Origin of the sequence: Lutimaribacter marinistellae (genome assembly GCF_042648365.1) — a bacterium.
GTDB classification, from domain to species: Bacteria; Pseudomonadota; Alphaproteobacteria; order Rhodobacterales; family Rhodobacteraceae; genus Lutimaribacter_A; species Lutimaribacter_A marinistellae.
In genome coordinates this window covers 277,452-295,405 of record NZ_JBHRXI010000049.1, presented here as the reverse complement: position 1 = coordinate 295,405, position 17,954 = coordinate 277,452, and the positions used below count along the sequence as shown (strand labels likewise).

The 17,954-nt window shown below is 60.1% G+C and carries 19 protein-coding genes and 1 tRNA gene; 14 read left to right on the top strand and 6 right to left on the bottom strand.

What is annotated here, in order from left to right; genetic code table 11:
* The first annotated feature begins 57 nt into the window (after positions 1-57).
* The gene (locus ACFORG_RS22760) at positions 58-507 is read left to right on the top strand and encodes a CoxG family protein (RefSeq protein ID WP_386737888.1); all 450 of its coding nucleotides are present in this window, start codon (positions 58-60) and stop codon (positions 505-507) included.
* Between the two features lie 26 nt (positions 508-533).
* Here ACFORG_RS22760 and ACFORG_RS22755 read toward each other — a convergent pair whose 3' ends face one another.
* Positions 534-3,896 carry an ATP-binding protein gene (locus tag ACFORG_RS22755; protein ID WP_386737887.1) on the bottom strand — a complete coding sequence of 1,121 codons (3,363 nt, stop codon included), beginning with the start codon at positions 3,894-3,896 and terminating at the stop codon, positions 534-536.
* 312 nt (positions 3,897-4,208) lie between these two features.
* Positions 4,209-4,298, bottom strand: a tRNA-Ser gene (locus ACFORG_RS22750).
* A 149-nt stretch (positions 4,299-4,447) separates the two neighbouring features.
* Between ACFORG_RS22750 and ACFORG_RS22745 the strand changes: the two genes are divergently transcribed.
* From ACFORG_RS22745 to ACFORG_RS22710, 8 genes are all read left to right on the top strand, one after another.
* Positions 4,448-5,290 (top strand): DUF2059 domain-containing protein, encoded by an 843-nt coding sequence (locus ACFORG_RS22745; RefSeq protein ID WP_386737886.1) that lies wholly within the window; start codon positions 4,448-4,450, stop codon positions 5,288-5,290.
* Complete coding sequence (locus tag ACFORG_RS22740) at positions 5,290-6,099, top strand: DUF2059 domain-containing protein (RefSeq protein WP_386737885.1); 810 nt, start codon at positions 5,290-5,292, stop codon at positions 6,097-6,099. Before ACFORG_RS22745 ends, ACFORG_RS22740 begins: the two co-directional genes overlap by 1 nt.
* A gap of 203 nt (positions 6,100-6,302) precedes the next feature.
* Entirely contained in the window at positions 6,303-6,911 is a 609-nt protein-coding gene (locus ACFORG_RS22735) for a 50S ribosomal protein L21 (RefSeq protein ID WP_386737884.1), read from the top strand.
* 21 nt (positions 6,912-6,932) lie between these two features.
* Complete coding sequence (rpmA, locus tag ACFORG_RS22730; protein ID WP_386737883.1) at positions 6,933-7,202, top strand: 50S ribosomal protein L27; 270 nt, start codon at positions 6,933-6,935, stop codon at positions 7,200-7,202.
* 204 nt (positions 7,203-7,406) lie between these two features.
* On the top strand, positions 7,407-7,943 hold the full coding sequence (locus ACFORG_RS22725; RefSeq protein WP_386737882.1) for a GNAT family N-acetyltransferase: 537 nt from the start codon (positions 7,407-7,409) through the stop codon (positions 7,941-7,943).
* 38 nt (positions 7,944-7,981) lie between these two features.
* Positions 7,982-9,016, top strand: a complete 1,035-nt coding sequence (gene obgE, locus ACFORG_RS22720; protein ID WP_386737881.1) for a GTPase ObgE — start codon at positions 7,982-7,984, stop codon at positions 9,014-9,016.
* Positions 9,004-10,110 carry a glutamate 5-kinase gene (gene proB / locus ACFORG_RS22715; RefSeq protein WP_386737880.1) on the top strand — a complete coding sequence of 369 codons (1,107 nt, stop codon included), beginning with the start codon at positions 9,004-9,006 and terminating at the stop codon, positions 10,108-10,110. Before obgE ends, proB begins: the two co-directional genes overlap by 13 nt.
* A gap of 49 nt (positions 10,111-10,159) precedes the next feature.
* Positions 10,160-11,422 carry a glutamate-5-semialdehyde dehydrogenase gene (locus ACFORG_RS22710; RefSeq protein WP_386737879.1) on the top strand — a complete coding sequence of 421 codons (1,263 nt, stop codon included), beginning with the start codon at positions 10,160-10,162 and terminating at the stop codon, positions 11,420-11,422.
* Here ACFORG_RS22710 and ACFORG_RS22705 read toward each other — a convergent pair whose 3' ends face one another.
* The gene (locus ACFORG_RS22705; protein ID WP_386737878.1) at positions 11,423-12,019 is read right to left on the bottom strand and encodes a histidine phosphotransferase family protein; all 597 of its coding nucleotides are present in this window, start codon (positions 12,017-12,019) and stop codon (positions 11,423-11,425) included.
* Positions 12,020-12,078: 59 nt separating this feature from the next.
* Here ACFORG_RS22705 and ACFORG_RS22700 point away from each other — a divergent pair, with 59 nt between their 5' ends.
* From ACFORG_RS22700 to tsf, 5 genes are all read left to right on the top strand, one after another.
* Positions 12,079-12,261, top strand: coding sequence for a DUF3553 domain-containing protein (locus ACFORG_RS22700; RefSeq protein WP_386737877.1), 183 nt, complete (start codon positions 12,079-12,081; stop codon positions 12,259-12,261).
* A 104-nt stretch (positions 12,262-12,365) separates the two neighbouring features.
* On the top strand, positions 12,366-13,118 hold the full coding sequence (locus tag ACFORG_RS22695) for a GNAT family N-acetyltransferase (RefSeq protein WP_386737876.1): 753 nt from the start codon (positions 12,366-12,368) through the stop codon (positions 13,116-13,118).
* Positions 13,115-13,948, top strand: a complete 834-nt coding sequence (locus ACFORG_RS22690; RefSeq protein WP_386737875.1) for a lysophospholipid acyltransferase family protein — start codon at positions 13,115-13,117, stop codon at positions 13,946-13,948. The genes ACFORG_RS22695 and ACFORG_RS22690 overlap by 4 nt, the downstream gene beginning before the upstream one ends.
* 157 nt (positions 13,949-14,105) lie before the next feature.
* The gene (rpsB, locus tag ACFORG_RS22685; RefSeq protein ID WP_386737874.1) at positions 14,106-14,879 is read left to right on the top strand and encodes a 30S ribosomal protein S2; all 774 of its coding nucleotides are present in this window, start codon (positions 14,106-14,108) and stop codon (positions 14,877-14,879) included.
* A gap of 73 nt (positions 14,880-14,952) precedes the next feature.
* Positions 14,953-15,828 (top strand): translation elongation factor Ts, encoded by an 876-nt coding sequence (gene tsf, locus ACFORG_RS22680; protein WP_386737873.1) that lies wholly within the window; start codon positions 14,953-14,955, stop codon positions 15,826-15,828.
* 337 nt (positions 15,829-16,165) lie between these two features.
* Here the strand turns inward: tsf and ACFORG_RS22675 are convergent, their stop codons facing one another.
* The 3 genes from ACFORG_RS22675 to ACFORG_RS22665 all read right to left on the bottom strand — a co-directional run bounded on the left by ACFORG_RS22675 (position 16,166) and on the right by ACFORG_RS22665 (position 17,945).
* Positions 16,166-16,921, bottom strand: coding sequence for a LuxR family transcriptional regulator (locus ACFORG_RS22675; protein ID WP_386737872.1), 756 nt, complete (start codon positions 16,919-16,921; stop codon positions 16,166-16,168).
* On the bottom strand, positions 16,918-17,364 hold the full coding sequence (gene aroQ, locus ACFORG_RS22670) for a type II 3-dehydroquinate dehydratase (RefSeq protein ID WP_386737871.1): 447 nt from the start codon (positions 17,362-17,364) through the stop codon (positions 16,918-16,920). The genes ACFORG_RS22675 and aroQ overlap by 4 nt, the downstream gene beginning before the upstream one ends.
* A gap of 110 nt (positions 17,365-17,474) precedes the next feature.
* On the bottom strand, positions 17,475-17,945 hold the full coding sequence (locus ACFORG_RS22665; RefSeq protein ID WP_386737870.1) for a MaoC family dehydratase: 471 nt from the start codon (positions 17,943-17,945) through the stop codon (positions 17,475-17,477).
* Positions 17,946-17,954 lie beyond the last annotated feature (9 nt).

Genomic DNA, 17,954 nt, shown 5'->3' with positions numbered 1-17,954 from the left:
CCGCAAAGGCCGGCTATCCGGTCTGACTGAAATTTCATTGCTGTTGAGGACAAGAGAATGGAACTTGCTGACGAAATCCGCATCGATGCCCCCAAGCATCAGGTTTATGATGCGCTGAACGACCCGGAAGTGCTGAAACAGTGCATTCCCGGCTGCGAAGAATTGATCAAGCATTCCGACACCGAGCTGGAAGCCAAGGTCGTGCTGAAGGTCGGCCCGGTCAAGGCGCGGTTCACGGGGAATGTCACCTTGAACACGGAAGGTGCGCCTGATGCCTTTTCATTGACGGGTCAGGGCAATGGCGGCGCGGCTGGTCATGCGAAGGGCGGGGCAGATGTCGAACTGATCGCCGATGGTGACGGAACGCTTCTGAAATACAATGCCAAAGCGGATGTCGGCGGCAAGCTGGCGCAACTCGGCAGCCGCCTGATCCAGAGCACGGCGAAGAAACTGGCCGCCAAGTTCTTTCAGTCCTTCGCCGAAGTGATGGCCCGGGAAGACGCGTGATCCAAGGGGCGTTGAAAGGCTGGCGGCTAGGTCAGTGGCCGCTTGGCCGCGCACGCTTCCAGTAACTGCATCGCCCTTTCGAAGTCCGGAAAGCTTGTCTGCATCTGAATGTCGGCCACCGCTTCGGCCAGCAGTGCGCGCGCAGCGTCGATCTCGCCGTTTTTCAGATACATCGATGCGAGATCATTGGCGGCGCGCAACTCGAAGAGCTTTCCCTTCTTATTATGAGCGGCGGCAATGGCGTTTTCGAGATACCTGCGCGACCTGTCCCGATCCGGATCTGCGCCCATCGCGCAGATCTTTCCGCGAATGCGCAGGAATTCGGCATCCCACCAGTGCCCGCCCGAGCTTCCCCCCAGTTCCGCGGCCCTGTCTACGATACTCCACGCGGTCCCGAGGTCGCCGGTGTCTGCCAATGCCTCGGCATAGCCGGCATCGAGTGGGAAACACCACGCCCCCCAGAATCCTTGCCAGTCGTCGATTGACGCGCGCATGCGGGCAATGCCGTCATCTGTGGCCCCGGTTCGCACCTCGACCCAGCCGATGAAGCCATTGGCAAGGGCAGACGCTTCGGGCGGGACTCTTTTGGCCTCGGCAAGCCCGATCAGGCGGGCGGCGTGGGTACGAATCGCCGCGTAGTCTGACCGCAGCATCATCACGGTAAGGGTGCAAAACAACCCCTCGAGCAGGGTATAGGCATGGTCAAGGTCCAGCGCCTGATCGACCGCGTCATCTGCCAGAACCTTTGCCTGATCGGGATATCCTTTGAGGCACAGGTTCACCGCCCTAAGGTTCAGCGCGCAGAGACCGGGATCATGGCCGCCGTAGTGGTAGGTCATCCAGTGATGTTTGTCCTTCCTGTAGAGCTCCATGCCCTTGCCGGTCGCATCGAGCGCGCCGTCGAGTTCGCCGAGAAGCGAAAGCGAGGCCCATTCGCAATGGTGCCCTTCGAGAACAAGCGCCTCGTCGCCGAGTTCGCGAGCAAGCGCACCCAACTCCTTGGCCAGTTCGCGCATCCGTGTCACCGCGCCAAGCATGAAGTGATAGAACCACAGGCCCCATAATGCCTTGAAACGCTGTTCAAGGGTTCCGTGCGCATCGCCGAGCGCGACGGCTTGGGAGTAGGTTGCAAGCACATCGTCGCTCGCCGGACCCAGAACTTGCACCTGACATGGCCCCATGGCGAGGAGAACGGCGATCTCGCGGCCATCTCGATCAGGTCCGTCCCCGGCTTGGCGCAGGATGTCCAGTGCCATGGAATAGTTTGAAAGGGCCTCGACAAACCCGGAGGTTTCAACAGCCAGGTCCCCAGCGGCGATCCAGTGGTCTATGGCGGCATCTTTCAGCCCGGCCGAGGTGAAGTGATGGGCCACGATCGCGGGATCGGCCGCTGCCGTTTCTGGCATTTCGGTCAGCAGTGTCCGGGCGACCCGTTCGTGAAGCTCTGCGCGCGTCGATCTTAGAAGCGACTCGTAAGCCGCCTCCCGGATCAATGCGTGACGAAACTCGAAGGACGCATGCGCCCCGGCGCCGCGTTGCGAAAGCAGACCTTCTTTTTCGAGAATGGAAAGCGCGTCATCCAATGCCTGATACGGGACATCCGACACCGAGGCGATAAGCCGGAAAGAAAACCGCCTCCCGATCACGGCTCCAACTTGCGCGATGTGCTTGACGGCAGACATACGGTCCAGCCGGGCCGTCAGGGATTCCTGAAGGGTCATCGGGATCGCCTGTGGCATGTGCCTTGCTGCGGCCACGAGCTGTTTACCGTCTTCTTTCAACATGCCCGATTGAAGAACCGACCGTGTCAGTTCTTCGACGAACAAAGGAATACCGTCGGTGCGTCGTTCGATCTGGTCCAGGAAATCCGGAGGCAGGGCGCGCCCTCCGGTCACCTCGAAGATCAACTTTCGTATCCCTTCGGCGTCCAATCGTTTGAGACCGGCAACGGACACATGCGGATCGTCAAGCCAACTTGGTTCGATGTCCGGGCGGCCTGTCAGGACCACGAGCATCGGCAGGCTTCTGGATGCATCGACCAGTCTGTTCACGAATGCCTCGGTCGACGGGTCGATCCAGTGGAGATCTTCCACGATGACCAGCATCGGCCCCTTGGCACTGCGAAGCCTGATCTGGTCCATCAAGCTTTCGAGAATGCGTTCCCGGCGCAACTCCGGATCCGGCTCGATGTCAGAGATCGCCCGAGCGCCCGGCAAACGCAGCAGCGCCGCAAAGACCTCGTACCCGTCATCGAGCAGGATCGCACTCAGCTTTTCCTTGCGCTGCTCGACGCTGTCGTCAAACGCAAAGCCGGCCGCGTGCTCGAGATGGCCGATGACCGGAGCAAAGGCCTTGTCGATGTCGAATTGAGAGCATTGGTACTGGAGGCGAGTTGTTGCATCTGCCGCGATGTCATTCCGCAGGGCTTGAACAAGCCGCGACTTGCCGATGCCGGCCTCGCCGGAAATCAGCACCACCGAACCCTTGCCGGCCCTGACCAAGGCCCAGCGTTCCCGCAAATGATCGACCTCAGGGTTGCGCCCGATCAGATCGGTCATCCGCGCGCCCCGCAGAACATGGAACCGATCGTTGAACCGCGTATCTCGCAGGACGCGCCATGCTCGAAGTGGTTCCGCAAAGCCCGGTATGTCTCGTTGCCCGAGATCCTCATATTCAAAAATATCGCCGACAAGGTCGTGGGCTTCGGCCGAGATCACGATGGTTCCGGGCGCGGCGAGGGACTGCAGGCGCGCGGCGAGGTTGGGGGTCTCTCCGACCACGGCGTCGGTATCGGTCACGGCGCCCCCCTTCATCTCGCCGATGACGACAAGCCCCGTTGCGATGCCGATGCGGACATCGAGGCGCTGGCGTCCGACATCGGGTTCGAGTGCAATCGCACGAACCGAGTCGATGACGGCCTGCGCCGCACGCAAGGCGCGTTCGCAGTCGTTTTCATCTGCTTTCGGAAAGCCGAAATAGGCCAAGATCCCATCGCCCAGCAGTTTGGCCACGTAGCCACCGGCGGTAGAAATCTCTTTCGACACCACGTCGTGGTACCTCTGCATGACCCGGCGTAGATCCTCGGGGTCGAGCGCGGCTGCAAGTTCTGTCGATCCTACCAGGTCGCAGAAAACGACCGTCAACTGGCGTCGCTCACCAAGATGCCTGACCGGCCATTCGGCGGTTCGTTCATCCGGAAGGTCACCGCGCAAGGCCAAATCTTGCAATGCCGCAGCCAGTTTCCGCCGATGGCCAAGCGACAAACCCATCTCGACGAGATCCGTCTCGTTGAGGTGAGGAATTGTCTCGAGGTCAATGTCATTCTCGGCAAAAGCCCGCTCGTATCGGCCGAGGCCGACGCGTTCAAGAAATCGGGCCAGATCACTCATTTCGAGCCTTTGCTTGCGCATGATGGTTTCACGGCCGTGGCCGGACTTCGTGCTCAAAACTCCCGCGATACGCTTGCAGCTTACTCTAGCTTACCGCGTAGCCCCCCGTTTCGTCTATAATGGGCCTGCAGGGGCAGGGTTTGCCTTTAGCATGGGCATCGACATCAATCACGATTGATGCGGGCTCACGAAGGTCTGAGCAAAGGAATGGATGACAGCGAAAAAAGTCAAGGTACACCAAACCAGACCCAGTCGTTGCGAAGACCGGCAGGCCGTGCGCAACAACCACGAATGTGTCTATCTGGTGGATAGTGGCGGAGAGACAGGGATTCGAACCCTGGGTGGGCTTGCACCCACAACGGTTTTCGAGACCGCCCCGTTCGACCACTCCGGCACCTCTCCGCGGGGGTCTGTGAGCGGGGGGTTTAGTCAGGTTCGAACAGGGGCGCAAGGGGGTCTTTGGGAAATTCTCGCGGAATTCTGCCTTGCCCGCGAAAGGCTTCGTTCGGCGGCTATTGTCGTCGGTGCGGGCACGCCCTAGGATTCTTTTCATGACATACGCGCCAACCAGACCGAACCGCCTGATCCTGATGCTCCTGTTCGCTTTGACGGTGCTGGCTGCACCTCTGCGCGCCGCAGATCGGGATCGAATTGACGCCTTCCTTACAACAACGGGCTTTGATGTCGCGCTGGACAGCATTGCATTTGCCTCGGCCTCGGCACCTGACATGCTGGGCATGGAGCCGAACAGTTTCGGTGCCGACTGGACCCGTATCACCGAGGAGGTTTTCGACACCGAAGTGATGCATGGAATCGCGGTCGACATCCTGTCGCAGACGCTCAGCGACGAGGCGTTGAATCATGCTGTCGAGTTCTACGCGTCCGACTTGGGGCAGAGGCTGGTCGTCGCCGAAAACGCCTCCCACATGATCGAAGACGACACGGCCAAGCAGGAAGAGGGCACGGCACTGGTCGCGGAGATGGTCGAGGATGGCGCGGCCCGGCTTGAGATCATCAAACGGATGAACCGGGCCGTCGATAGCGGCGATACGGCTTTGCGCGCGTTGCAGGAGATCCAGCTGCGGTTTCTGCTGGCCGCTGCCGCTTCGGGTGTGATCGAACTGCAGGCAGACCCCGAGGATATGCGCGCCATGCTCAAGCGCAACGAAGGGGCGATGCGACGCGCTTTGCAGGCCTCTGCGCTTGCCGGGGCGGCCTATACCTACCAGGATTTTTCGGATGCCGATCTTGAGGACTATACCGTGGCCTTGGAGCAGCCCCTGATGCAGGAGGTGTACCAACTTCTGAACGCGGTACAGTACGAAATCATGGCGAACCGGTTCGAGATCCTTGCTGCCGAAATGGCGGATCTTCACCCGATGCAGGATATCTGATGCTGCGCGCAACCATTCTGACGATATCAATGTTGTGTGCCGCGAGCGTTGCTCGCGCCCAAACCGATGTCTCGCGTCTGGTAGAGGTCATTCGCCTTGGTGAGGTTGCCGCGATCCTTCACGATGAAGGCCTGCGATACGCGCAGAGCCTTGATGATGCATTGATGGGCGGGCAGGCGGGCACCCAGTTTCATCTGGAAGCTGCCCGGATCTATGACACGGCGCGCATCACAGACAGGATTGCCGACGCCCTTTCGGAGGGAATGACCGAGGAAGAGGTGGAGGAAACCACGGTTTTTTTCGCGACCGAACTCGGTCAATCCATTCTGTCGCTTGAAAACTCGGCGCGCCGCGCGATATCCGATCCCGCCCTCGAAGAACTGGCACGGGCCTATTACGAGGACCTGCCACGGGACGATGCCCGGCTGGTACAGGTTGAGCAATACATTGCCGTGAACGACCTGATCGACCGCAATGTCGAAGGAACGCTGAGCGCCGACTACCACTTCTACCTAGGTATGGCCGAAGCGGGAGATGGTGTGCGCGACGATGGCAGCCTTTTGGCGCAACTTCTTGAGGGGCGCGCGGAAACCGAGGCCGAAACCTCGACTTGGCTGCACAGTTTTCTTCTGTTGGCCTATCAGCCGCTCGCCGCCGAAGAGATGGCCGAAAATATCGCGTTTTCCCAAAGCGACTCTGGCAAGGCATTGAATGCAGCTCTTTTCGACGGCTTCGATCGGCTGTACGACGAAATCTCTTACGACCTTGGCGCGGCGATGGCGCAGGCCATGTCGGCCACCGATCTTTGATCTGTCGACTCCGCGCTTGACAAGCCGCCATATGCGATAGATAAGCCTGCATCCCGGCCGGATTTCCGTGCCGGGTTTCGTTATCATTGGCCCATCAGGGCCTCAATCCACGCCCGATAGGGCGCGCTGTTCGAGGTGGCTGCAAAGCCGAAAACTCCCGTCAGGCGGGGACCACAGAACGCGGCAATGAAAAGGAATGGCACATGTTTGCGGTCCTCAAAACCGGCGGCAAGCAGTACAAGGTTCAGCCCGGCGATATGCTTCGGGTCGAGAAACTGGCTGCGGATGCCGGCGAAACGGTACAATTCAACGACGTGCTGATGGTTGGCGGTGACAGCCCCGTTGTAGGCTCGCCCCTCGTCTCCGGCGCTGCCGTGCAGGCCGAGGTGGTCGACCAGGTCAAGGGCGACAAGGTCATCAAGTTCGTCAAGCGTCGTCGTAAGCACAGCTCGAAGCGCACTGTCGGACACCGTCAGAAGCTGACCCTCGTCAAGATCACCGAGATCCTGTCGTCGGGCGCTGAAAACTCGGGTGTCAAAGCCGCGATTGGTGCTGGTTCGGTTGCCGATGCGCCCGCGTCATCCGCCAAGGCGGACGCGCCTAAAGCCGCTGCACCCGCAGCAAACGACGCAGCTGACGACCTCACAAAGCTGACCGGCGTTGGCCCGGCCGCGGCGACCAAGCTGAACGATGCTGGTATCACCACCTTTGCCCAGCTGGCTGCCTTGTCGGACGAGCAGATTGCTGCTATCGACGCGATCAAAGTGAAGCCCGAGTGGGTCGAGCAAGCCAAAGAGCTGGCCCAAGGCTAATCAAGGCATAGGAGAGAAAGAATGGCACACAAAAAAGCTGGCGGTTCCTCCCGTAACGGTCGCGACTCCGCGGGTCGTCGCCTTGGCGTGAAACTCTACGGTGGTCAGGAAGCCATCGCGGGCAACATCATCGTGCGTCAGCGCGGCACGAAGTTCTGGCCGGGCCAGGGCGTGGGCATGGGCAAGGACCATACCCTGTTCGCGGTGGTCGATGGCGCCGTGACCTTCCACAAGGGCCTCAAAGGCCGCACCTTCGTTTCGGTCCTTCCGCAGGCGGAGGCCGCTGAATAAGCCGTACCCGGTAAGGTTTACCAGAAATCAACGGGGGATCGGCAGAAACTGCCGGTCCCCCGTCTCGTTTCCGGGTTGCCAGACACGAATTGTTTCCCGGCCGGGAGCTTGTGGCCCATGGGGCCGATGTTTATTTCTTCTGCATCCGGGTGGGGATTGGCCCGGAGAGGCATTTCGGAATGTGTTCGGAGGAGGAACACACACATGAAAATCGATACGATCATCAATCAGCCCGTTATCGAAACCGAGCGGTTCGACCTCCGTCCGTTGCGCAAATCCGACAAAGGCCTGGTCGAGCATTACTCCAGCGACGAACGCGTCGCCCGTATGACAACGTCCATTCCACATCCCTTGCCGCCCGGCATGGCCGAAGCATTCGTGACCCGTGCAATGAGCGAGGATCGTGATGAGGACACCTGGGCCATGGACGGGACCAAGGATGGCGGACCGGAGTTGATGGGGGTGATCAGCCTCAAGAAAATGGACCGTAATCAGACCGAGGTAGGGTATTGGGTGGCCCCGATTTTCTGGAACACCGGGCTTGCCTCTTTGGCCGTGCAGGCCCTTGTCGAAGCGAACCCGCTGGACAATGCAACGATGTTCGCGAGTGTTTTTCAGGACAACCCGGCTTCGGCCCGTGTGCTGACGCATTGCGGCTTTGAATATCTCGGCGACGCCGAAAGCTTTTCTGTGGCGCGGGACACCACCGTGCCCACATGGACCTATAGCCGAAAACTCTGACTTGAGGCCGAAGGGGCCTTTGCACTAGGAGACGTGACATGAAATTCCTCGATCTCGCAAAGGTCTACATCCGGTCCGGGGCCGGCGGAAGCGGTTGCACGAGCTTCCGCCGCGAGAAGTACATCGAGTATGGTGGACCCGATGGCGGCGATGGCGGCAAAGGCGGGTCCGTCTGGGCCGAAGCGGTTGAAGGCCTGAACACGCTGATCGACTTTCGCTACCAGCAGCACTTCTTTGCCAAGAATGGCCAGCCGGGCCGTGGACAGCAAAAGACCGGCGCAGATGGTGACGACATCGTTTTGCGTGTGCCCGTGGGCACCGAGATCCTGGACGAGGACCAGGAAACCGTGATCGCCGATCTCACCGAAGTGGGCGAACGCGTTCAGTTGGCCAAGGGCGGAAATGGCGGTTTCGGAAACCTGCATTTCAAGACCTCTACCAACCAGGCTCCGCGCCGGGCCAATCCCGGACAGCCGGGCGTGGACCGCACGATCTGGCTACGTCTCAAGCTTATTGCCGATGTTGGCCTTCTCGGGTTGCCCAACGCGGGCAAATCGACCTTTCTGGCGGCCACATCCAATGCGCGCCCCAAGATTGCGGATTACCCGTTTACCACGCTGCATCCCAACCTTGGTGTCGTGGGTGTGGATAACGCGGAGTTTGTCATCGCCGACATTCCCGGCCTGATCGAAGGCGCACATGAGGGGCGGGGGATCGGTGACCGTTTCCTAGGACATGTCGAACGCTGCGCCGTTCTGCTTCATCTGGTTGATGGCACTTCCGAAACCGTCGCTGAAGATTATCGCACGATCATTCACGAGCTGGAGGCCTATGGCGGGCATCTGGCGGACAAACCTCGTGTGACAGTGCTCAACAAGATCGATGCGCTGGATGCCGAGCGCCTTGCCGAGGCGCAGGCCGAGCTGGAAGAGGCGGTTGGAGGCCCCGTCATGGTGATGTCGGGTGTCGCCCGGGATGGCGTGACCGAAGTTCTGAGAGCCCTGCGGGCGGAGATTGCCGAAGATCGGCTGCGTCACAAACCCGTGGAGGAGGCGCAATCGTGGCGACCCTGACCGCGGCGCGCCGCCTTGTCGTAAAGATCGGGTCGGCCCTGCTGGTCGACCGCGACACCGGAACCTTGCGCTCTGATTGGCTGCGCTCGCTGGCGTCCGATGTCGCTTGGCTCAAGTCCAACGACGTGGACGTTGTTCTGGTGTCGTCCGGTTCGATCGCGCTGGGGCGGGGCGTACTTGGATTGCCGCCCGTTACTTTGCCGCTGGAACAGTCTCAGGCTGCGGCGGCGGTCGGGCAGATCCGTTTGGCACGAGCCTATGAGGAGGCGCTGGCACCGCATGGGATCACCACCGCCCAAGTGCTCGTCACGCTCGAAGACAGTGCCGACCGCAGACGCTATCTCAATTCGCGGGCAACGCTTGAAACCCTCTTGGGATTGGGCGCGGTTCCGATCGTGAATGAGAATGACACGGTCGCCACGGATGAAATCCGCTATGGAGATAACGACAGGCTGGCGGCCCAGATCGCTGTGACGATCGGCGCCGATCAGCTCGTTTTGCTGTCGGATGTCGACGGCTTTTACTCTGCCAATCCCAATATCGATCCCGAGGCAAAACGCTTCGACGTCATCGATGCGATCACGCCCGAGATCGAGGCGATGGCGGGCGATGCCGGAACCGGCTTGTCGAAGGGCGGCATGAAGACGAAACTGCTTGCCGCGCGCACCGCCATTGCTGGCGGCTGCACCATGGCAATCACTGAAGGATCGGCCTGCAACCCTCTGAAAAAGCTCTCAGAAGGGGCCGCGTCAACATGGTTCACGGCCGGAGAGGATCCGCAGGCGGCGCGAAAGCGCTGGATTTCATCGATGAAACCGCGCGGGGAGATCAAGGTGGACACGGGCGCTGCAAAAGCCCTCGCCACCGGCAAAAGCCTTCTTCCAGCCGGTGTGATCGAAGTGACCGGCGAGTTTGGCCGCGGTGATCCGGTTACGATTCTCGACGACACGGCCCGCAAGCTCGGACAGGGCCTGGCACGCTATACCGCGCAGGAGGCTGATGCGATCAAGGGCCGCAAAAGCTCCGAGATCGAGCCGACGCTTGGCTATCCGGGCCGCGCTGCGCTGATACATCGCGATGATATGGCGTTGTGACGCCAAATCGCTAAGCTGACTTCCGACAAAGACACGAGGGGCCACTGACATGAAGGATCTCGACAACATTCCCGCCCTCATGGCCGACATCGGTTCGCGGGCAAAAACTGCTGCGCAGGACTTGTCCTTTGCCGGTGCGGAGGCACGCAAGACGGCGCTTTTGAATGCGGCCGACGCGGTTCTTGCCAAGACCGACGAGATTTTGGCCGCCAATGCGCTTGATCTGGAGTACGGGCGTGAAAAAGGGCTGAGCGCTGCGATGATGGACAGGCTCATGCTTGACGAGGCGCGGGTCGCCGGGATGGCTGCCGGGTTGCGGGCCGTGGCCGAACAGGCCGATCCGGTCGGCGAGGTTCTTGCCGAATGGGACATGCCCTCGGGACTGCATATCCGGCGTGTCCGAACCCCGCTGGGCGTGATCGGCGTCATTTACGAAAGCCGCCCGAACGTTACGGCCGATGCCGGCGCGCTTTGCCTCAAATCGGGGAACGCGGTGATCCTGCGCGGTGGCTCGGAAAGTTTCCACTCCTCCTCCGTAATTCACGCCTGCCTCGTCGAAGGGCTACGCAGCGCCGGCCTGCCCGAAGACGCCATTCAACTGGTGCCGACACGGGATCGCGCGGCGGTCTCTGAGTTGCTGACCATGGCTGATTATGTCGATGTCATCGTCCCCCGTGGCGGCAAAGGGCTGGTGGGCCTCGTTCAGCGTGAGGCACGTGTACCGGTCTTTGCGCATCTTGAGGGGATTGTTCACATCTATGTCGACAAGGACGTCGATCCGCGCAAGGCGCTGGATGTCATGCTCAATGCCAAGACGCGGCGCACAGGAATCTGCGGCGCCGCCGAATGTCTGCTTGTTCATCGGGATGTGGCGGAAACCTTGGGCGCGGATCTGGTACGGGCCTTGCTCGAAAACGGTGTCGAAGTGCGTGCGGAAGGCATTCTGGCAGTCGAGGGAACCGTTCCGGCGGGTTCAGAAGACTGGGGCAAGGAATACCTCGACAGCATTATCGCGGCGAAGCCGGTGGACAGTATCGATGATGCCATTGCGCATATCCGCACCTACGGGTCAAACCACACCGATTGCATCCTGACCGAGGATGACGAGGCCGCCGCCCGGTTTTTCGAGCGTCTGGACAGCGCGATCCTGATGCGAAACGCCTCTACCCAATTCGCCGATGGCGGCGAGTTTGGCATGGGTGCGGAAATCGGCATTGCCACGGGCAAGATGCATGCCCGCGGCCCAGTGGGTGCGGCGCAATTGACGAGTTTCAAATATCTCGTCGATGGTGACGGAACGACCCGCAGCTGATCAGAGGCGGATCGTCAGGGTGCCGTCGCCTGTTTCGACGCGTACCCGACGGTCCGCGGCAGCAGCTTCTCTGGGCAGGAGAGCGAATTGCACCAGCGCCGGCGTAATTCGGGCGGCGCCGCCCGGCGCACTCAACCCCTGCCACAGGTCCGGATCGATCTTCAGCTTTTGGGCTGTCCCGTTCACCGTTAGGCGCCCATCCTCGACCCGGACCGAAGCGGTACCGCCAAATGGCATCGCGGTTTCACAACACTGCAAGGCTAGGAACGCCAGCTTGACGTCGCAGCGAGGTTGCGCCCCGTCAATGTCCCAGCGCGTCTGAACCCGTGATCCGCGGTTCAGATCCGCGAACAACGCCGCGATCTCTGCCGGCCCGACCTGTTCCGCGCCCGCAAGGCCATAGGCGATGCGAAAAAACCGGAGCCGTGCACCGGCATTCCCGACGCTGTCGGAAATCAGTTCCATTTCCGCGCCCTGAACGGCACCCGCCATTTCAAGAAGCTCCAGGCCATTGGTGATAGCGCCGACTGGGCTGATCAGATCGTGACATATGCGCGATCCGATCAAAGCCGCCAGGTTGACGTCATGTTCCCCCATACATACCTCTTCCTCAACGGTTCATTGTCGGGCCGACGCAAGCGGAACGAAGGACCGTCATGACCGATCTCAACGCCATTCTCGCACCCGGCATGTTCGTCCGCCACCCGGAAAACCCCGATTGGGGAATCGGCCAGGTGCAATCGAGCATCAATGGCAGGATCACCGTGAACTTTCCCGATCAGGGCAAGGTCGTCATCGACGGAACCCGGATCACCTTGATGCCGGTCTTTGATCCCTGACAAAGGTTGACAAGGGGTTAACGCCGCCCTGACCGGATGCGGGAGTTGCCATTGACGACACGCCTGCGCTATGCCCCGCGCAGATTGCATGAAACGGGTCGCTGATGTCCGCGCAGGCCACTGGATTTTCCGTCAAACTCGCGCAAAGCGAAGAAGAGCTGCATGCGGCGCAGCGTCTTCGCTATGACGTGTTCGTGCGGGAACTCGGCGGCGGCGGAACCATGGTGGACCACGAGGCGGGGTTGGAGCGCGACCGGTTCGATCCGTATTTCGACCATATGATCTGCGTCGATGACGCGACAGGCAAGGTCATTGGTGTATACCGCCTGCTGCGTGGCGAGGTCGCGGCGGAGTTGGGTCAGTTCTATTCCGAAGACGAATACGACCTTACGCATTTGCGCGACAGTGGCAGGCATCTTCTGGAACTTGGCCGCTCCTGCTTGCATCGGGATTATCGCGGCGGCGTGGCCATGTATCATCTTTGGTCAGGCCTGGCCGATTACGTCGAACGCCATCGGATCGATATCCTGTTCGGCGTTGCGAGCTTTCACGGCACGGATGTTCAGGCCTTGGCGCAACCGCTTTCCCTACTTCACGCAAGGCATTTGGCACCGCCGGAACTGCGTGTACGCGCGCAGCCAGATCACTTCACGCCCATGAACATTGTTCCATCCGAGGAAATCGATCGGATCGCCGCGATGAAGGCCGTGCCTGCCCTGATAAAGGCGTACCTGCGACTTGGCGGTTTCGTGGGCGAGGGTGCTTACGTCGACACGGCCTTCAACACGACCGACATATGTCTCGTTCTAGATACGACCCGCATGAACGAGCGTCAGCGGCGCATCTACAGCAAATGAGCACCTGGTACTCGGAAGCCCCGCCAGACCCGGTCAGGATTGATGGTGCCGGGTGGCTAAGGCTGGTGCTGCGAGGAACCGTTCTGATCCTGCTTATACTTGTTTGCCTCTTCCTGCTATTGGTGGTTCGTCTCGTCGAGCGGCCGATCTTTGGCCTCCATCGACCGTGGACGCCCTTCATCGTGCAATTCGTCTGCCGGAATGCCTTTCGAATTCTGGGTATGACGCACAGGTTACGCGGCGAGGTCATGAAAGGTCCGGGCGCGGTGGTGGCCAACCACTCATCCTGGCTCGACATTTTCGCGCTGAACGCGCGCAAGCGTGTGTATTTCGTGTCCAAGGCCGAAGTTTCGCGCTGGCCGGGCATCGGCTTTCTTGCGCAAGTAACCGGTACACTGTTCATCGAACGCGACCGACGCAAGGCGCGGGAGCAAACCAACCTACTCGCCGAGCGTTTGAAGGCTGGTCAAAAGCTGCTGTTCTTCCCCGAAGGGACATCGACCGACGGTCTTCGGGTCTTGCCGTTCAAGACCACTCTGTTCGCTGCGTTCTTTTCCGACACGCTTCACGACAGCCTTTGGGTTCAGCCCGTATCGGTCGTTTACCATGCCGCACAAGGTGAACCCTCGCGGTTCTATGCGTGGTGGGGCGATATGGATTTCGGACCCCACTTAATGAAGATACTAGCAGCGCGCAAACAGGGCTCGGTTGAGGTGATCTATCATCACCCGGTTCGCGTTGCCGATTACAACGACCGCAAGGCTCTGGCCTCGGCTATGGAAGAGCAGGTGCGCGACGGGCATACGCGTCACTTGGCGCAGGACGAATAGCTCTTGCATCCCTACAAAAGCACGAGTATACGCGCGCCACTCAATCCCGCAGGCGGGGTTTGGGCCTGTTCGGGGGAGACATCCTCGACAGACCGCCGGTTGGAGCAAGTCGCTCTGAACCCCCGCCAAGGCGAAAACCGGAAAGGATAAATTTAGCATGGCTCTTCCCGAGTTCACCATGCGCCAGTTGCTTGAAGCTGGCGTTCACTTCGGCCACCAGACCCAGCGTTGGAACCCGCGCATGTCGCCCTTCATCTACGGCGCACGCAACGGCATCCACATTCTGGACCTGACGCAGACCGTCCCGATGCTCGATCAGGCGCTGCAGGTCATCCGCGACACCGTCGCCAAAGGCGGCCGCGTCCTGTTCGTCGGCACCAAGCGTCAGGCGGCAGCCCCGATCGCAGATGCGGCAGAGAAATCGGCCCAGTACTATATGAACCACCGCTGGCTCGGTGGGACGCTGACGAACTGGCAGACCGTTTCGCAGTCGATCAACCGTCTGAAGAAGATCGACGAGACGATGGAATCCGGTGCCGAAGGCCTGACCAAGAAAGAGCGTCTTGGCATGGAACGCGACCAGGAGAAGCTGCAAGCCTCCCTCGGCGGTATCCGCGAGATGGGCGGCGTGCCTGATCTGCTTTTCGTCATCGACGTCAAGAAAGAAGCACTGGCAATCGCCGAAGCCAAGAAGCTGGGCATTCCGGTTGTGGCCGTGGTCGATACCAACTGCTCGCCCGACGGTGTGGACTACATCATCCCCGGCAACGACGACGCGGCCCGTGCGATCGCCCTGTACTGCGATCTGGCCGCGCGCGCAGCGCTTGACGGCATGACCGCGCAACTCGGCGCCGCCGGCGTTGACCTGGGTGAGCTGGAAGCACAGCCCGAAGAAGAAGCGCTGACCGAAGACGCCCCCGCCGAGGCGTAAGCGTCCGTCACGGAAATGACATACGGGGCAGGGTAGACCTGCCCCGAATCTGAAAGATCTGAGGAGAGCCGACATGGCAATCACTGCTGCACAGGTGAAAGAACTGCGCGAAGCGACCGGCGCAGGCATGATGGACGCCAAGAAGGCGCTGACCGAGACCGATGGCGACTTCGAAGCCGCCGTCGACTGGCTGCGCACCAAGGGTCTGGCCAAAGCCGCCAAGAAATCGGGCCGTACCGCGGCCGAGGGTCTCGTTGCCGTTGAAGTCGATGGTGGCAAGGGCGTCGCCCTTGAGGTAAACGCCGAAACCGACTTTGTCGCCAAGAACGCCGAGTTCCAGGAAATGGTCGGCAAGTTCGCCAAGGCCGCTGCCGGCGTGGACGATGTCGAAGCGCTGAAGGCCGTCGAGATCGATGGCAAGCGAGTCGAAGACGTGCTGACCGACAAGATCGCGACCATCGGAGAAAACATGTCGATCCGCCGCATGGCAAAGATCGAAGGCGAGACCGTCGCCTCTTACGTGCACAACGCTGCCGCCGGCGGCATGGGCAAGATCGGCGTTCTGGTTGCCATGACCGGTGGTGACGAAGCCCTGGGCAAGCAGGTCGCCATGCACATCGCTGCCGTGAACCCGGCGGCGCTGAGCGAGGCCGACATGGACCCCGCCATCGTCGAGAAGGAAAAGCAGGTCCAGATGGACATCGCGCGCGAATCCGGCAAGCCGGAGCAGGTCATCGAGAAGATGATCGAAGGCCGCATGAAGAAGTTCGTCGCCGAATCCACCCTGCTGAACCAGCAATTCGTCGTGAATCCCGACCTCACCGTGGGCGAGGCGGCAAAGGAAGCAGGCGCAACCATCACCGGATTCGTCCGGTTGGAAGTCGGTGAAGGTATCGAAAAGAAAGAAGAAGACTTCGCCGCAGAAGTCGCAAAGGCGGCACAGGGCTGATCGCCCTTCCGCGAATCTTTGTAAACAGTTGAAGCCGGCCGCACCACAAGTGCGGCCGGTTTTCTTTCGGGAGGGTGAGGGACCCCGATAGATGGGGATGGACGGGGCCCCTCGGTGATTCCGGCCGGACCGCGGACCAATACACGGCACCGGCACCGGACAGGGGGTGAGCGCTTCAAAATACCGAAGATCGCCCCCTTATCGTTCCTTGGCCAAAGCCACCACTCACGGAACAGTTAGGATATTGCGAAAAACATCCTCCGGGAGATAGTCATGGATTCCTTACCCTACGTCAATTTGACGTCTCAGACGGAAAATTCCCCTTAACCTTTAGGATCTAAGCCTCGAGCACGAACATCTGGTTTTGCAACGATGCCTTGAGTACCGCTTGTGCCGTGGTTTCCACGGCAAGCGCCTCGCGCGCCAGTCGAAGGTGTTTTTCGACGGTAGCCGAGGTCAGGCCCATGAGCAGCGCGATGTCCTGCGTCGTTTTTCCATCGCCTACCCATTCCAAGGCCTCGCGTTGTCGTTTGGTCAGCGCACGATTGGGGGTGGAATAGGGCAGGGTTAGGATCTTGAGATGGGCCATGTTGTTCATCAACAAGATGTCCTCGCCATGCTCGGACCAGATCTCGTCAACGGCGTCCTGATCAAGCCCTTGGCGGGCGCAAAGTGATATGGCTCCCTTCGACCGGACAGACACAGAGTTGAAGCTTACCGTGTATCCGGCCGTCACACCGTGCTTTCGGTTAAACTCGTACACACGAAACCCGTCCTGGCTCATGGTTTCGCTGGCCATCATGTCACCGATCATCTTCCACCCGGCGGCACCTTCATGCTCAAGTGCCCAGCGGAGCATCGGTGCATGGGAGTAAAGGCCCGAGGCGATGAACCCGTCGACATAAGCTCTTTCGTGATTGCTGAGTATCACGAAGTCTTCGGGATCTCCCAAAGAGGTCGCGGTGCGGTACTTCGTGTAGCCATAGAGCAGGCGGTCGAAACCGAATCCAGCCATCTGCCGGGTATGCGCGTCCCAGAGTTCTTCGAGCGATTTGACGTAGCTGAGAAAATGGAGGTATTCGCGCAGGGTCATGCAGCCCCCTTGGAAAGGTGAACTGCCAAAGCCTCCATGGCCAATAGATAACCGGTTGCGCCGAACCCGCAGATCTGCCCGAGTGAAACGGGTGCAATGTATGAGCGGTGCCGAAACTCTTCGCGCGCGTGGATGTTGGACAGATGCACCTCGACGGTCGGAATCTCCACCGATGCAATGGCATCCATCAGGGCAATCGAGCTGTGCGTATAGGCACCGGCGTTGATAATGATCCCGACGTGCCTGCCACGGGCCGCGTGGATCGCATCAATCAGTTCGCCCTCATGGTTGGACTGAACACAGGTCACAGTGTACCTCAACGTCTGCGCGCGATCGCGGCAAGCGTCTTCAATCATCGCAAGCGTGGTCGATCCGTAGACTTCCGGCTGTCGTGTACCCAGAAGATTAAGGTTCGGGCCATTCAAGACCAGAATATCGCTCATGTAATCCCTCGTCCCATCTATTGATGGTCATACCGAGGGAAGCTTGTGCCTGTCTAGCGCGAAGTCGTGAATACCTGACTTGACAGAAGAGAATTGATGAGGAGAGCCGACTAGTTGGCGAAGATCGTCATTCCAAGCCAGTCAGCCATCAGGGCAGGGGTTTCCTGACCCTCGATTTCGACCGTCAGTTCATGAGTTCGCAGCAATTTGCTCGCTGAACGTTTCTGCACGTCTTTCAGGACGAACCGCCCTCGTACACGGCTTCCCGCGGGAACCGGGGCAAGAAAACGCAGACGATTGCAACCATAGTTCAATCCCATCTCCTGGCCTTCGAAAGGGTCAAACACGTCATAGATAAAGCGGCTGGCGAGCGACAACGTCAGAAAGCCATGGGCGATTGTGCCGCCAAACGGGGTTTCTCGCGCTGCCCGCTCCGGGTCGACATGGATCCATTGGTGGTCAAGCGTGACGCGGGCGAACTCGTCGATCATCGTTTGATCGACGAGTATCCAATTGGACACGCCTACCTCGGTCCCTATTTTCGCGCGCTCTTGTTCCAGCGCTGCATCAATGTGGCCCATCGTTGTGTT

Coding starts and splice junctions, on each gene's coding strand:
- ACFORG_RS22760 (WP_386737888.1), top strand. CDS start 58: ATGGAACTTGCTGACGAAATCCGCATCGATGCCCCCAAGCATCAGGTT.
- ACFORG_RS22755 (WP_386737887.1), bottom strand. CDS start 3,896: ATGAGTGATCTGGCCCGATTTCTTGAACGCGTCGGCCTCGGCCGATAC.
- ACFORG_RS22745 (WP_386737886.1), top strand. CDS start 4,448: ATGACATACGCGCCAACCAGACCGAACCGCCTGATCCTGATGCTCCTG.
- ACFORG_RS22740 (WP_386737885.1), top strand. CDS start 5,290: ATGCTGCGCGCAACCATTCTGACGATATCAATGTTGTGTGCCGCGAGC.
- ACFORG_RS22735 (WP_386737884.1), top strand. CDS start 6,303: ATGTTTGCGGTCCTCAAAACCGGCGGCAAGCAGTACAAGGTTCAGCCC.
- rpmA (WP_386737883.1), top strand. CDS start 6,933: ATGGCACACAAAAAAGCTGGCGGTTCCTCCCGTAACGGTCGCGACTCC.
- ACFORG_RS22725 (WP_386737882.1), top strand. CDS start 7,407: ATGAAAATCGATACGATCATCAATCAGCCCGTTATCGAAACCGAGCGG.
- obgE (WP_386737881.1), top strand. CDS start 7,982: ATGAAATTCCTCGATCTCGCAAAGGTCTACATCCGGTCCGGGGCCGGC.
- ACFORG_RS22710 (WP_386737879.1), top strand. CDS start 10,160: ATGAAGGATCTCGACAACATTCCCGCCCTCATGGCCGACATCGGTTCG.
- ACFORG_RS22705 (WP_386737878.1), bottom strand. CDS start 12,019: ATGGGGGAACATGACGTCAACCTGGCGGCTTTGATCGGATCGCGCATA.
- ACFORG_RS22700 (WP_386737877.1), top strand. CDS start 12,079: ATGACCGATCTCAACGCCATTCTCGCACCCGGCATGTTCGTCCGCCAC.
- ACFORG_RS22695 (WP_386737876.1), top strand. CDS start 12,366: ATGTCCGCGCAGGCCACTGGATTTTCCGTCAAACTCGCGCAAAGCGAA.
- ACFORG_RS22690 (WP_386737875.1), top strand. CDS start 13,115: ATGAGCACCTGGTACTCGGAAGCCCCGCCAGACCCGGTCAGGATTGAT.
- rpsB (WP_386737874.1), top strand. CDS start 14,106: ATGGCTCTTCCCGAGTTCACCATGCGCCAGTTGCTTGAAGCTGGCGTT.
- tsf (WP_386737873.1), top strand. CDS start 14,953: ATGGCAATCACTGCTGCACAGGTGAAAGAACTGCGCGAAGCGACCGGC.
- ACFORG_RS22675 (WP_386737872.1), bottom strand. CDS start 16,921: ATGACCCTGCGCGAATACCTCCATTTTCTCAGCTACGTCAAATCGCTC.
- aroQ (WP_386737871.1), bottom strand. CDS start 17,364: ATGAGCGATATTCTGGTCTTGAATGGCCCGAACCTTAATCTTCTGGGT.
- ACFORG_RS22665 (WP_386737870.1), bottom strand. CDS start 17,945: ATGGGCCACATTGATGCAGCGCTGGAACAAGAGCGCGCGAAAATAGGG.